Here is a 13726-nt window from a genome sequence, read left to right as displayed (position 1 = left end):
CATCTCAGTGGCCGCCATCGGCAGGCGCTGCCGCGGCGATGGTGGTTGGATTGTCGCTGCCGGCTGCAGGGGAGCCGCCGCCATTGACGGCGGTCTGCAAGCCGGACTGCGCGAGGAAGAATCGTTGCTTGGCGTCGATGGCGCCGCGCAGCGACGCGAGGCGCTGCCGTGCCTCGGTGAGCAGCGCAAATATGTCGACCTGCATACTGGAGAAGCGCAGCTGCATCTCCTCGGTGATGATTTTTCGCAAAGGGACGATCTCGCGCTGGTAGTGGCTGGCGATGTCGTAGCTGGAACGATAGATGCGATAAGCGTCGCGTGCTTCCGAACGCACATTGACGGCGCGCTCGGTGAGGCGGTTGAAGGCGAAGTTGTAGATCTCCGCCGCCTGCCGCACGCGCACCTCGCCGCCGTCGAAGAGCGGAATCTGGAACTGCACGTCGAAGCCGCGCTCGCGAAACGGGGGGCCTTCCGGATCCCGGGTGCGGCGGGAGATGCCGGCGAGATCGAGCAGGGTGACGAAGCGCGTCGCCTCGGTGAGGTTCAGCGACTTCGCCAGCGCTGTCAGCTCCAGCCGCGCGATCTGTAAGTCGATGCGATGTGCGACCGCGTCGGCTTCGATCGTGGGCAACGCGTGCGGGCGTCGCGGCAGCGGCGGTAATTGGTTGGGCAGGCGGAAGTCGAGGCCGCCGTCCCACAGCCCCATCAGGCGCGCGAGCCTTTCGCGGGCGCTTGCCGTCGTTTGCCGTGCAGTGGCGAGGTCGGCGGTGGTCTCGGCGTAAAACACCTGCTCGCGTGCTTGGTCGAGCTTGTTGAGTGAGCCGGTCTCACCGAGCTTGACCGCGAGCTGTGCGGTCGATTCCGCCGTCGCTTTCGCGTCGGTCAGCAGCACCACCATCTCGTTGCCGGCAACGGCGCGCCAATAAGCGCTGCGGACGTCGGCGGCGAGCCGCAGCGTTGCCAGTGCGGCGCGCAACTGGGCCTGGCGAAAGCGGTCGCGCGCGATGTCGGAGCGGAACGGCAGGGTGGCGAGCGCAAGGATATCGCCGACTACCTGGCGCTCGATCTCGCTGGCGCCATTGCCTGAGATCCGCGAGATCGAAAACACGGGATTGGGCGGCAGGCTCTGCTCGACCAGATCGGTCTCGGCGAGCGCCAGCTCGTTATAGGCCGCTTGCAATCCCTTGTTGTTGAGCAGCGCAATCTGCACGGCAGCATCTGCGGTCAATGTCCGCGACAGCAATTGGCGCACGCGCCCGTCAACCGCGCCGGCGCCCTCGGTTGTTCGCACGAAGGCGACGTCCTTGTTGATGCTCTGATTCGTCAGCTCCGAGACTGTCGTCATGCCGCTGTCGGGCGAGAACGCAGCACAGCCGGCAAGACCGGCCGCGCAAAGGCCGAGCGCGGCGAGAGCGAGCAGGGGGCGCGCGAGATGATGTATCATGGCGCGCTCCTACTGTTCTTGTTTTGGCTGCGGTGTGACCGCGTCGTTGCGGCCGCGCCATGGGGCCGGCGCCGCAGGCCGCAGGCTCGTGTAGGGCGCAATCGTCGACCGATAGCCGACAGACGCGACCTTGGCCGCGGGATCGGCAGGGTCCGCACTGGCGACGGGTATCGTTGCCGGCATGCAGCCGGACAACGCCAATGCGGCCAAGACCAGCGCCAAGGCCAGCAGCGGCCAATCGTGTCGAAAGTGTCGTCCACGCGCAGCGAGTGCTGCCGCGGACTTCGCCCCGGAAAGCGTAAGCATGATTCATCCCTGATCTGTCGTAAGACCACAGGCGCGCGCGCGGATGCGCTCGACCTGATGCCGTCGCGTCAGATCAGGCGATGGGAGGACGGTAGTGCAGGGGCGGCGCTGCGCTGTGCAGGATCGCCACGATCTCGGGTGCACAGGCGGAGACAGGCAGAAGCGGCTTGGCCACGCTGGGCAGATCGGCCGGCAGCGCGCTCACGCACATCATCGCGCAGCAGGGGCCGACTGTTCCCTTGCCGCCATGATGATGCGAGGCTGGCGCGTCCTGTTCGGCGGTCTGGTGATGCGTATGTGATCCGGCGTGGTGATGCGAGGTGCCGTCATGGGCGTGGCTGGCCGCCATCTGATGATGCGCCGGCACGAGGTCAGCCAGCACGGCCTCATCCAGGCAGGGCGCCGGGCCATTGCTCCAGGCGAGGCCTGCTGCCGGCGCGACCACGCAGAACAGATAGGCCAAGGCAACGAAGCGCCCCAGCTTGATCCGCATCGATCGTGTCAATCGCAGCAACATATTGCGTCGTTAAGTTCCCCGCGCGGCGGTGTTGCACACGCTGATTGCAAATTAATGACAAAACGCGCCTTCGCCAAGCTCCTTCTTACCGCAGTGCACCGCGCATGCCCAATATCGCGCCACGATGCTTGACCATAAAGCGTCCAGCGAACATGGTCCCGACCGTGCTTGCGCCAAATCACCCAGGACAGAGACCGGCCTCCTTCACGCCTGATTCCCGTCAGGCCTGGGTGCGGCTCGCGATTGCGCTTGTGATGGGCTCGATCGGCGCCGTCGGCATGTGGGCGGTCGTGGTCGTGATTCCCGTGGTGCAGGCGGAATTCGGTGCCACACGCGGCGCGGTGTCGCTGGCCTTCACGCTCATGATGTTCGGTTTCGGGCTGGGCGGCGTGATCGCCGGCAAGATCACCGACCGGTTCGGCATCGTGCCCGCGATGGCAATCAGCATCGCCTTCCTCGGCGTCGCCAATGTGCTCGCGGGCTTATCAACTCAGCTCTGGCAGTTCGTGGCGGCGTATTTCCTGATCGGCCTTGGCACCTCCGCGACCTTCGCGCCGCTGATGGCGGAAGCCTCGCATTGGTTCGAGCGCTATCGGGGGCTAGCCGTGACCATCGTCGCCAGTGGCAATTATGTCGCCGGCACGATGTGGCCGCCGATCGTGAGCTGGGGCACACAGACCGCCGGCTGGCGCTATACCCATATCGGCATCGGCATCGTCTGCGCGAGCACGATGGCACTTCTCGTCCTCGTCCTCCGCGCGCAGATGGGCGACGATCATATCCGCGATCACGCCAATGCACCGCCGCCCCAAGTCGATCTGAAGCTGTCGACCAACACACTGACGGTGCTGCTCTCGATTGCCAGCATCTCCTGCTGCGTCGCCATGGCGATGCCGCAGGTGCATATCGTCGCCTATTGCGGCGATCTCGGCTATGGCGTCGCGCGCGGCGCCGAGATGCTGTCGCTGATGATGGGCTGCGGCATCGTCAGCCGGATCGGCTCGGGCTATCTCGCCGACAAGATCGGCGGTATCCGCACGCTGCTGGTGGGATCGCTGGCGCAAGGCTTTGCGCTGGTGTTCTATTTGTTTTTCGACAGCCTCACCTCGCTTTATCTCATCTCCGCGATGTTCGGCCTGTTCCAGGGTGGTATCGTGCCGAGCTATGCCATCATCGTGCGCGAGGCGATGCCGGCGAGCGAAGCCGCGACGCGCGTCGGCATCGTGATCTTTGCGTCCGTGTTTGGCATGTCCTTCGGCGGCTGGGTGTCCGGCGTCATCTTCGATGCCACCGGCTCGTATGCCGCGGCGTTTGCGAACGGCGTGGCGTGGAACGCGCTGAACATCGGCATCGTCGTGTTGCTGCTGATCCGCTCGCGGATGAACGCGACAAAGGCTGGCCCGGGCTTTGCGACTTAGGCCTCCTGTCCAGCTTTCAGCAGCGAGCCTCCGGTGATCTTGTAGCCGCTGTCGGCTATCGCTTGCGCTTTGCGCCCGGCTTCGCGGGTTTGGCGGCGGCGCGCGTCCTGGCCTTGGTGCGGGGCTGCACCCGCAGCCCGTCCACGAACACATCGAGCATGCGCAGCACCGAGGACTGCCAGCCGGGCTGGTCGTGCATGTAGCACATGCCGATCAGGGCCCTGAGCAGGTCCTCCGGGCTGACATCGCCGCGCATCTGACCGGCTGCGACGGCGCGGTCGAGCAATGAGCCGATCGCCTTGGTCAGCCGCTCCATCGAGAAGGCGGCGAGTTCCGACGAGCTCTGATAGGTCAGCGCTAGCGCGGCCGACATGCCTTTCTTCGTGGCAACGAATTCGACGGCTGAGCGCAGCCACCGTCGCAGCGCGTCGACCGGATCGTTGGCGCTTCGCAGATGCTCGGCGAGCTCGCTGAGCTGCTCGACCTCGCGGCGGTAGACCGCCTCGAACAAATCCTCGCGTGTCGGGAAATGCCGGTAGAGCGTGCCGATGCCGACGCCGGCACGCTTTGCCACAGCTTCGAGGCTCGCCTCCGGGCCGCCCGCGCTGAACACGGCTTTCGCGGCTTCGAGCACGCGCTCGCGATTGCGCACGGCATCGGCGCGGGGCTTCCGGGTCTGGTCGGTCTGGTCGTCCATGCCGGCAGTGTAGATCACGAATTGGTTAGATTGAACCCTGGCTAGCTGCATCGCCTTGTTTGCGCACGGGCTTTGACGAATTCCAATATTTTCGCGACGGCCCTTGTTAAGCGGAGGGTGCCTCCGTATCTTCCCTCGAGTGTTGGCCCGGCTCCCGCCTGGCCGATGTGTATCGGCCGCGGCCACGGCGGTGGCACGCTGCGCGATGACTCATGACCAAATCTGATCGGAGCCTTGTATGAACCACTCCATCAGCCTCACCGTGAACGGTGTGCGGCGCGACTTCGACCTCGACGACCCGCGCGTCACGCTGCTCGATCTTCTGCGTGAGCGCCTCCATCTGACCGGAACCAAGAAGGGATGCGACCGCGGCCAGTGCGGCGCCTGCACCATTCTCGTCGACGGCAAGCGCATCAATTCCTGCCTCGCGCTCGCCATCAGTCATGATGGCGCCGACATTCTCACCATTGAAGGCGTTGCGCGCGGCGACCAGCTTCATCCCGTGCAGGCCGCCTTCATCGCCCACGACGGCTTCCAGTGCGGCTTCTGCACGCCCGGCCAGATCATGAGCGCCATCGGCATGATGAGTGAAGCGCAGGCCGGCAACGATCCCGAGCGCATCCGCGAATGCATGAGCGGCAATCTGTGCCGCTGCGGCGCCTATGCCGGCATCGTCGATGCCGTGCTTGACGCACAAGCACGCATGGACGAATCCAATCAGAGGCGCTCCGCATGAAGCCGTTCGATTATGTCAGGCCCGGCACGGTTGCCGAGGCCATTGCCGCCGCGGCCCAGCCGGGCGCCGTCTATCTCGCCGCCGGCACCAATCTGCTCGATCTGATGAAGGGCGGCGTCAGCCGTCCGAATCGTCTCGTCGACGTCACGCATCTTGATGGACTCGATCGGATCGAACGTCTCGCCGACGGGTCGTTGCGCGTCGGCGCGCTCGTCAGCAACGCCGATCTCGCGCATGATTCCGAATTCGCGAGATCGTATCCCGCGGTCGCCGAAGCGCTCCTCTCCGGTGCATCCGCGCAGTTGCGCAACGCAGCCACGGTCGGCGGCAATCTCTTGCAACGGACGCGCTGCACGTATTTCTATGACACGGCGAGCCGTTGCAACAAGCGCGAGGCCGGCCGCGGCTGCGACGCCCGCGACGGCGAGAACCGCAGTCACGCCGTGCTCGGCTGGAGCGAGAGCTGCATTGCCACGCATCCGTCCGATTTCTGCGTCCCGCTGGTCGCACTCGACGCCGTTGTCGAGATCGAGGGCAGGACCGGCCGGCGCGAGATCGCGCTCGACGAACTGCACCGCCTGCCCGGCAACACCCCGGAGCGCGATACGGCGCTCGAACCCGGCGACCTCATCATTGCGCTGCGCCTGCCGCCTGCGGCGCGCAGCTTTGCCGCGCATGCGCGCTATCTCAAGGTTCGTGAGCGTACGTCTTATGCCTTTGCCGTGGTATCGGCTGCGGCCGCGTTGCGGATCGAGAACGGCAAGATCGCCGAGGCGCGGCTTGCGCTTGGCGGCGTCGCGGCAAAGCCCTGGCGTGCCCGCGCCGCGGAGGACGTTCTCAGGAGTGTCGCGCCCACGGCCGACGCCTTCCGGGACGCCGCCTGGCGCGCGCTCGCTGATGCAAAGCCGTCCGGTGACAATGCTTACAAGATCGAGCTCGCGCGCCGTATTCTCGTGCGCGCGTTGACCCTGGCCGCGGCGGGCACGCCCGCGCGCCTGCCGGCGCTGCCGGCCTCTCCCTTTGCTTCGACTTCCGGAGCCGTCCATGCCTGAGCTCAATCTCACGAGTGCGCCCGCCCATCTGCGCCACGGCTCGAATATCGGCCAACCGCTGACGCGCCGTGACGGCGTCCTCAAGGTCACGGGGCGAGCGACCTATGCCGCCGACAATCATCCGCCCGGTATGCTGTTTGCGGTGATGGCCGTGGCCAGTATCGCGCGGGGTCACGTGATCTCGCTCGACGTCGCCGCCGCCAAGCGCCATCCCGGCGTCGTGGACGTCATGACCCCCGACCACAAGCCAGCGCTCGCGATCGACCCGGACATCAAGACCAACCCGTTCGTGTTTCGGATGGAGGTGTTGCAGAGCAATGAGGTCCGCTACGCCAACCAGCCGATCGCCGTCGTGATCGCGGAGACGCTGGAGGCCGCAACGGAAGGCGCGGCGCTGCTGGCGCCGCGATACGAGACGCTGCCCCCGCTTGTCGGCCTCGACGCCGGCGAAAGCTTCGTGCCGCCGGTGGTCGGCGTCGGCAACCCCGCGGCGCATCACCACGGCGATGTCGAGGCGGGCCTTGCCTCTGCCGAGAAGCAGATCGACGCGGTTTACGAGACGAGGCCGCAATATCACAACGCGATGGAGCCGCACGCGATCGTGGCGCATTGGGACGGCGATACACTCTCCATTGACACGCCGAGCCAGGCCATGGTGATGGCCCGCGCGCGCGTCGCCGAGCTGTTCGGCCTCGCGCCCGAGAAGATTCACATCCGCAGCCCCTTTCTCGGTGGCGGCTTCGGGTCGAAGGGATTCTTGACCGGTCCGCAGATCCTCGGCTTGATGGCGGCGAAGCTGGTCGGCAGGCCGGTCAAGCTCGTGCTGCGCCGTGAGCAAATGTATGGCCCGGTCGGTCACCGTGCGCCGACGCGCCAGCGGCTGCGCATCGGCGCGAACGGCGAGGGGCGCCTGACCGCGCTCGATCATCACGCCAGAACCGTATCGAGCACGTTCGATGATTTTTACGAGCCCGCGGCCGATGCCTCGCACACGCTCTATGCGGCGCCTGCAATCCGCACCACACATGACGCGGTCCGCGTCAACACCGGCACGCCGTTGTTCATGCGCGCGCCTGGCGAGGCGACGGGATCGATCGCGCTCGAAAGTGCGATCGACGAGATGGCCTGGGCCTGCAGCATGGATCCGCTCGCTTTCCGCCTGAGGAACTATGCCGAGGTCGAGCCGATCACCGGAAAACCGTTCTCGTCCAAGGCGCTGCGCGCCTGCTACGAGCAGGGCGCGGCGCGGTTTGGCTGGGCGAAGCGTCCGCTGCCGCCACGGCAGATGCGCGACGGTGCCGGCCTGCTGGTCGGCTGGGGCATGGGCACCGCGACCTTCCCGGCGCTGATGTTCCAGGCCGAAGCGCGCGCGGTGATCCGCCGTGATGGCTCCGGCGCCATGGAGATCGGCGCGCATGACATGGGGCAGGGCGCCTGGACCGCGCTGGCCCAGATCGCGGCCGACGAACTCGGGCTCGACATCGACCGCGTGGAATTCAAGGCCGGTAGCTCGGACCTGCCCGACGCGGGCATCGCTGGTGGCTCGGCGCACACGGCGACCGCGGGTGCGGCGATCCATAGCGCCGGGGCGGCCGTGATTGCAAAGCTCGCCGATCTCGCCACCAATGACGAGCGCTCGCCGCTGTTCGGCGCCGGCAATGCCGGCGTAGTTGCGCGCGACGGAAAGCTGTTTCGACGCGACGACGAAAGCCGTGGCGAGAGCTATGCCGAGATCCTGGCCCGCGCTGGCATCTCCGAGGTCGAGGCGCGCGGCACCGGCGCGCCGAACCCTGCGGCGCTGGAGGAATTCGCCATGCATGCCCACGGCGCGGTGTTCGCTGAGGTGAAGGTCGATCCCGAGCTGGGTCAGGTCCGGGTCACCCGCATGGTTGGCGCCTTCGCGGCGGGACGCATCGTCAATCCGCGGATGGTGCAGAGCCAGCTGTTCGGCGGCATGATCTGGGGTCTGTCCTTCGCGCTGCACGAGGAGGCCATCACCGACCGCCGTACCGGCCGCATCATGAACGCCAATCTCGGCGAGTACCACATCCCCGTGAATGCCGACGTGCCGCCGCTCGACGTGATCACGGTCGAGGAGCATGACCCCCACGTCAATGCGCTGGGCATCAAGGGTGTCGGCGAGATCGGCATCACCGGCAGCGCCGGCGCGGTCGCCAACGCGGTCTGGCATGCGACCGGCGTGCGTGTCCGCCGCTTCCCGATCCGGATCGAGGAGTTGCTGACGCAGCGTTGAGGCTTCTTCTTGACCTCTCCCGCTTGCGGGAGAGGTCGGCGCGAAGCGCCGGGTGAGGGCTTTCTCCGCAGAGAGAATCTTTCGGCGGAGACACCCTCTCACCAACCCTCTCCCGCAAACGGGAGAGGGGGCGAACCGCCCGTATCAGAACGTCGGTGGCGTGCAGGCCGAGATCACTTCGCACGGCTTGCCGCCGACGCAGCGGAAGCGATGCGGGCGGCGGCTCTCGAAATAATAGGCATCGCCCGGGTTGAGGATGCGCCGCTCGTCCTCCACGGTGACTTCGAGCTTTCCGGAGATCACGATGCCGCCTTCCTCGCCGTCATGGACGAGGTGGACGCGCCCGGTGTCGCTGCCGGGCTCGTAGCGCTCCTTCAGGATCTGGAGGCTGCGGCCGAACAGATTGTCGCCGACTTGCCGGTAGGAGATCGGCTTCTTGCCGACCTCGGTCAGTTCCTCCGCGCGGTAGAAGATCTTGCGCCTCGACTCCGGCTCCAGCGCGAAGAACTCGGCGAGCCCCATCGGGATGCCGTCAAGGATGCGCTTGAGCGCGCCGACCGAGGGGTTCATCTGGTTGGATTCGATCAGCGAGATCGTCGAATTGGTGACGCCGGCACGTTTTGCCAGCTCACGCTGCGACAGCTTGTTGCGCGCCCGGATGAATCGCAGCCGTCCACCGATGTCGACGCTCATGCCTTGGTCCTTGCCTTGGTCCGTGTTGCAAGTGTTGCGGATCGCGCAAATATGGACCGGCAGCTCCAATTAAATCAATGGCTTGCAGCTGATCAGAAAAGGACTTGTTGCGCTTTGCAAGCCGTGGCTCTGCTGGCAGGTCAGCAAAGGAGCGCGGCCGTGACCCTTCATCAGATTCCGAACACTATCAAGACCGACTCGTTCTGGATGCCGTTCACGGCCAACCGTCAGTTCAAGAAGGCGCCCCGCCTGTTCTCCTCGGCCGAGGGCATGCACTACACCACCGTCGATGGCCGCAAGGTGATCGATGGCTCCGCCGGCCTGTGGTGCGTCAATGCTGGCCATGGCCGCAAGCAGATTGCGGCTGCGGTCGAGCGCCAGCTCATGACGCTGGACTTCGCGCCGTCGTTCCAGATGGGCCATCCGCTGGCGTTCGATTTCGCCGAGCGTCTCGCCGAGATCGCGCCGAAGGGCCTCGATCGGGTCTTCTTCACCAACTCCGGCTCCGAGTCGGTCGACACCGCGCTGAAGATCGCGCTGGCCTATCACCGCGCCAACGGTCAGGCGAGCCGCACCCGCCTGATCGGCCGCGAGCGCGGCTATCACGGCGTCGGCTTCGGCGGCACCTCGGTTGGCGGCATGGTCGCCAATCGCCGCGCCTTCGCCACCCTGCTGCCGGGCGTCGACCATATCCGTCACACCCACGATCTCACCCGCAACGCCTTCGCCAAGGATCAGCCTGAGCACGGCGCCGAGCTTGCCGACGATCTCGAGCGCCTTGTCGGCCTGCACGGTGGCGAGACGATCGCCGCCGTCATCGTCGAGCCGGTGCCGGGTTCGACTGCGGTGCTGCCGCCGCCGAAGGGCTATCTCCAGCGCCTGCGCGAGATTTGCGACAAGCACGGCATTCTCCTGATCTTCGACGAGGTCATCACCGGCTTCGGCCGGCTGGGCACGCCGTTTGCCGCCAACTTCTTCGGCGTCACGCCGGACCTGATGACGACGGCCAAGGGCATCACCAACGGCACCATTCCCTGCGGCGCGGTGTTCGCGAGCCGCAAGGTACATGACGGCCTGATGGTCGGCCCCGAGAACCAGATGGAGCTGTTCCACGGCTACACTTATTCCGCGCATCCGACCGCCTGCGCCGCCGGCATCGCGACGCTCGACATCTACAAGGATGAAGGCCTGCTCACGCGCGGCGCGTCGATCGCCGAATATTGGCGCGATGCGCTGCATTCGCTGAAGGGGCTGCCGAACGTCGTCGACATCCGCAATTGCGGCCTGATGGGCGCGGTCGAGCTCGCGCCGCGCGACGGCGTCATCGGCGCGCGCGGCTATGACGTGATGGTCGACTGCTTCAACACCGGGCTTTACCTGCGCATGAGCGGCGACAGCTTCGCGATGTCGCCGCCGCTCATCGTCGAGAAGAGCCACATCGACCAGATGGTCTCGATCCTCGGCGATGCCATCAAGAAGGTGGCCTGATAATTGCTCCCGCGGTTCACGGAGTTTCTTCTTGCAGCGGCGCGCGTGATGCCGCGGGAGTTTGACGAAGCGTGAAAGTCTTGATCCTCGGCAGCGGTGTCATCGGTGTCACCTCTGCCTATTATCTTGCGCGTGCTGGTCATGAGGTGACGGTCGTCGACCGCCAGCCGGAGCCGGCGCTGGAGACCTCTTTCGCCAATGCCGGCGAGGTGTCGCCCGGCTATTCCTCGCCCTGGGCCGGCCCAGGCGTGCCGGTGAAGGCCGTCAAGTGGTTGTTGATGAAGCACGGCCCGCTGGTGATCCGGCCGAAGCTTGATCCTGTCATGTGGGTCTGGCTGCTCAAGCTGCTGCGCAACTGCACCAGCGCGCGCTATGCGGTCAACAAGAGCCGGATGATCCCGATCGCGGAATACAGCCGCGATTCCTTGCGCGATCTGCGCCGCGACATCGGTATTCAGTATGACGAACGCTCGCAGGGAACGCTGCAGCTGTTCCGCTATCAGGCGCAGCTCGATGGCACGGCTGAGGACATCGCCGTGCTCAAGCAGTACGGCGTGCCTTTCGAGTTGCTGAGCCGCGAGGGCTGCATCGCGGTCGAGCCGGCGCTCGGCGGCGTGAAGGAGAAGTTCGTCGGCGGGCTTCGCTTGCCCCAGGATGAGACCGGCGACTGCCACATGTTCACGCAGGCGCTGGCCAAGCATGCCGAGGCGCTCGGCGTTCGCTTCATGTTCAACACGAGCATCGATCGCATCGTCACCGACGGCGCGCGGGTCAGCAGTGTCGCGACCAGTGCCGGCCTGTTGCAGGCAGACGCTTACGTCCTCGCGCTCGGAAGCTGGTCGTCGCGGCTCCTGGCTCCGCTCGGCATTTCGCTCCCGGTCTATCCGGTGAAGGGCTATTCGATCACGGTGCCGATCAAGGACGCCTCCGGCGCGCCGGAATCCACCGTGATGGACGAGAGCTACAAGGTCGCGATCACCCGCCTCGGCAATCGCATCCGCGTCGGCGGCACCGCGGAAATCTCCGGCTATTCGAGCAAGCTCTACGATGCACGCCGCGCCACGCTCGATCATTCGCTGACCGACCTGTTTCCACGCGGCGGCGATCTCGCCAAGGCGACCTTCTGGAGCGGCCTGCGCCCGATGACGCCGGACGGCCCGCCCGTGATCGGCCCAACGCAATACGCCAACCTCCACCTCAACACCGGCCACGGCACGCTCGGCTGGACCATGGCCTGCGGCTCGGGGCGCGTGCTCGCTGACATGCTGTCGGGCCGGAAGCCGGACATCGACGTCAGCGCGCTGACGGTGGACCGGTACGCGCATCGGTTTGGGTGAAGCTCCATCCGCTCGTCATTGCGAGCGCAGCGAAGCAATCCAGTATCTTTCCGTGGCGACACTCTGGATTACTTCGTCGCAAGGGCTCCTCGCAATGACGATGTGGAGGCGGCGCGGCTCATTTCTCTCAACGCCGAGTGCGGCGAGAGAGGCGAAACACGGGGCTTACCCCGCCCCCGTCACGCAATTCACCCACAGCACCACGGCCTTGGCATCCTGCGCAGGATTGGAAAACCGGTGCGGCCGGCGGCTCGCGAAGCGAAAGCTGTCGCCGGTCTTCAGCGACCACGTCTCGCTGTCTACCGTCAGCATCATCTCACCTTCGAGCACGAGCCCGGCCTCCTCGCCATCATGGGTGTAGAGTTCGTCGCCCGTCGAGCCGCCGGGCTCCAGATGCACCAGGAACAGATTGAGCTTGTTGTCGGCACTCGCCGGACTCAGCAATTGCTTTGAGACGCCGCTGCGCCAGAGCTTCAGCTCGGGCCGCTGAAGCCCGCGCGTCACCACCTGGTCCGATCCGCCGTCGGCGCTCGGGCTCGCGCCGAACAGTGCGGCGATGCCGACGCCGAACACGTCTGCGAGCGTCGCCAGCACGCGCAGCGAGGGTGACGACATGCCGCGCTCGATCTGGCTGAGGAAGCCGATCGAAAGTGAGGTGCGCGCCGCGACCGTTTCCAACGAAAACTGCCTGACGTGCCGGAGATCCCTGATGCGGCGGCCAACCGCGACGTCCATCGCGGGCTCGGCCGGTTTCATGGCAGCCTTGGTGCTGGCTTTGGCCGTTAGCTTCTTCGCCGCCCTCGCGGCCGGTTTGCGCATTCTTTTGCCACCGCTCACGTCAGACCGCTTCCTTCATGTGCATGAAAACCGCTTGCGCGAGCCGCGAAAGTGTGACCAAATTTTCATATCGGTGAAAATAGGCCGAAACGGCGTAGCCCGCAACGTCTCCTGCAACGTGTGATGGCGACATTCGCGAGCGCCGCCATCGGCTAGGCCCAAAGGGGGATGCGATGAAGCGTTTTGGTCTGGCCGCGATCGCGGCATTGGCAATTGCAGCCGCAGCTCCGGCCTCGGCCCAGCAGGTGCTGAAAGTCGGCTCGACGCCGACAGGCATTCCCTTCACCTTCCTCGACACCAAGACCAATACCATTCAAGGCATCATGGTCGATCTCGTCACCGAGATCGGCAAGGATGCCGGTTTCAACGTGCAGATCGAGCCGATGCAGTTCTCGGCGCTGATTCCGTCGCTGACCTCGAGCAAGATCGACATTATCGCCGCTGCGATGTTCATCACGCCCCCGCGCAAGGAGGTCGTCGACTTCTCCGACCCGATCTACACTTACGGCGAGGGCCTCGTCGTGCCGAAGAGCGACACCAAGGCCTATGCGTCTCAGGAAGATCTGAAGGGTGAGACCGTGGGCGCCCAGGTCGGCACCGCCTTCGTTGACGCGCTGAAGAAGTCCGGCCTGTTCGCCGAGGTCAAAGCCTACGACACCATTCCCGACATCCTGCGCGACGTGAACACGGGCCGCCTCAAGGCCGGCTATGCCGACTATCCGATCCTCGCCTACAATCTGAAACAGGGCGGCTTCCCCGAGGTGCGCCTGGTCGACGGCTACAAGCCCGTCACGGTCGGCTCGGTCGGCATTGGCGTGCGCAAGGGCGAGACCGCGCTGCTCGGCAAGATCAACGCCTCGCTCGCGAAGCTCAAGGCCAACGGAACCATTGCCAAGATCCTGGATAAATGGGGTCTGAAGGCGCAAGGTTGATCGATGAAGGCTGGC

13 protein-coding genes are annotated in these 13726 nt (G+C 65.7%); 7 read left to right on the top strand and 6 right to left on the bottom strand.

Going from position 1 to position 13726, the window contains the following annotated elements; all coding sequences use genetic code 11:
- Positions 1 to 4: 4 nt before the first annotated feature.
- From IVA78_RS20400 to IVA78_RS20390, 3 genes are all read right to left on the bottom strand, one after another.
- The gene (locus tag IVA78_RS20400) at positions 5 to 1444 is read right to left on the bottom strand and encodes a TolC family protein (RefSeq protein ID WP_247280842.1); all 1440 of its coding nucleotides are present in this window, start codon (positions 1442 to 1444) and stop codon (positions 5 to 7) included.
- A gap of 9 nt (positions 1445 to 1453) precedes the next feature.
- Positions 1454 to 1750 (bottom strand): hypothetical protein, encoded by a 297-nt coding sequence (locus IVA78_RS20395; protein WP_247280841.1) that lies wholly within the window; start codon positions 1748 to 1750, stop codon positions 1454 to 1456.
- Between the two features lie 73 nt (positions 1751 to 1823).
- Positions 1824 to 2243, bottom strand: coding sequence for a hypothetical protein (locus IVA78_RS20390; RefSeq protein ID WP_247280840.1), 420 nt, complete (start codon positions 2241 to 2243; stop codon positions 1824 to 1826).
- 176 nt (positions 2244 to 2419) lie between these two features.
- On the opposite strand from IVA78_RS20390, the gene IVA78_RS20385 reads away from it, so the two are divergent.
- On the top strand, positions 2420 to 3685 hold the full coding sequence (locus IVA78_RS20385; protein WP_247280839.1) for an MFS transporter: 1266 nt from the start codon (positions 2420 to 2422) through the stop codon (positions 3683 to 3685).
- A 55-nt stretch (positions 3686 to 3740) separates the two neighbouring features.
- Here IVA78_RS20385 and IVA78_RS20380 read toward each other — a convergent pair whose 3' ends face one another.
- Positions 3741 to 4382: a TetR/AcrR family transcriptional regulator gene (locus IVA78_RS20380; RefSeq protein WP_247280861.1), complete on the bottom strand. Its 642-nt coding sequence runs from the start codon at positions 4380 to 4382 to the stop codon at positions 3741 to 3743.
- 238 nt (positions 4383 to 4620) lie between these two features.
- Here IVA78_RS20380 and IVA78_RS20375 point away from each other — a divergent pair, with 238 nt between their 5' ends.
- The 3 genes from IVA78_RS20375 to IVA78_RS20365 are packed head-to-tail and all read left to right on the top strand — an operon-like array spanning position 4621 to position 8424.
- On the top strand, positions 4621 to 5118 hold the full coding sequence (locus tag IVA78_RS20375) for a 2Fe-2S iron-sulfur cluster-binding protein (protein ID WP_247280838.1): 498 nt from the start codon (positions 4621 to 4623) through the stop codon (positions 5116 to 5118).
- Entirely contained in the window at positions 5115 to 6170 is a 1056-nt protein-coding gene (locus tag IVA78_RS20370; RefSeq protein ID WP_247280837.1) for a xanthine dehydrogenase family protein subunit M, read from the top strand. Before IVA78_RS20375 ends, IVA78_RS20370 begins: the two co-directional genes overlap by 4 nt.
- Positions 6163 to 8424 carry a xanthine dehydrogenase family protein molybdopterin-binding subunit gene (locus tag IVA78_RS20365; RefSeq protein ID WP_247280836.1) on the top strand — a complete coding sequence of 754 codons (2262 nt, stop codon included), beginning with the start codon at positions 6163 to 6165 and terminating at the stop codon, positions 8422 to 8424. The genes IVA78_RS20370 and IVA78_RS20365 overlap by 8 nt, the downstream gene beginning before the upstream one ends.
- Before the next feature lie 144 nt (positions 8425 to 8568).
- On the opposite strand, the gene IVA78_RS20360 is transcribed toward IVA78_RS20365, so the two are convergent.
- Positions 8569 to 9117, bottom strand: a complete 549-nt coding sequence (locus IVA78_RS20360; RefSeq protein ID WP_247280835.1) for a cupin domain-containing protein — start codon at positions 9115 to 9117, stop codon at positions 8569 to 8571.
- A 159-nt stretch (positions 9118 to 9276) separates the two neighbouring features.
- Between IVA78_RS20360 and IVA78_RS20355 the strand changes: the two genes are divergently transcribed.
- Entirely contained in the window at positions 9277 to 10605 is a 1329-nt protein-coding gene (locus IVA78_RS20355; RefSeq protein ID WP_247280834.1) for an aspartate aminotransferase family protein, read from the top strand.
- 71 nt (positions 10606 to 10676) lie between these two features.
- Positions 10677 to 11942, top strand: coding sequence for a D-amino acid dehydrogenase (locus IVA78_RS20350; RefSeq protein WP_247280833.1), 1266 nt, complete (start codon positions 10677 to 10679; stop codon positions 11940 to 11942).
- A 165-nt stretch (positions 11943 to 12107) separates the two neighbouring features.
- Here the strand turns inward: IVA78_RS20350 and IVA78_RS20345 are convergent, their stop codons facing one another.
- On the bottom strand, positions 12108 to 12761 hold the full coding sequence (locus tag IVA78_RS20345) for a cupin domain-containing protein (RefSeq protein ID WP_247449016.1): 654 nt from the start codon (positions 12759 to 12761) through the stop codon (positions 12108 to 12110).
- A 191-nt stretch (positions 12762 to 12952) separates the two neighbouring features.
- Between IVA78_RS20345 and IVA78_RS20340 the strand changes: the two genes are divergently transcribed.
- On the top strand, positions 12953 to 13711 hold the full coding sequence (locus IVA78_RS20340) for an ABC transporter substrate-binding protein (RefSeq protein WP_247280831.1): 759 nt from the start codon (positions 12953 to 12955) through the stop codon (positions 13709 to 13711).
- Positions 13712 to 13726 lie beyond the last annotated feature (15 nt).

The organism is Bradyrhizobium sp. 137 (assembly GCF_023074095.1).
GTDB lineage: Bacteria > Pseudomonadota > Alphaproteobacteria > Rhizobiales > Xanthobacteraceae > Bradyrhizobium.
The sequence above is the reverse complement of the archived record's forward strand: the minus strand, read 5'-3'. Positions and strand labels throughout refer to the sequence as shown.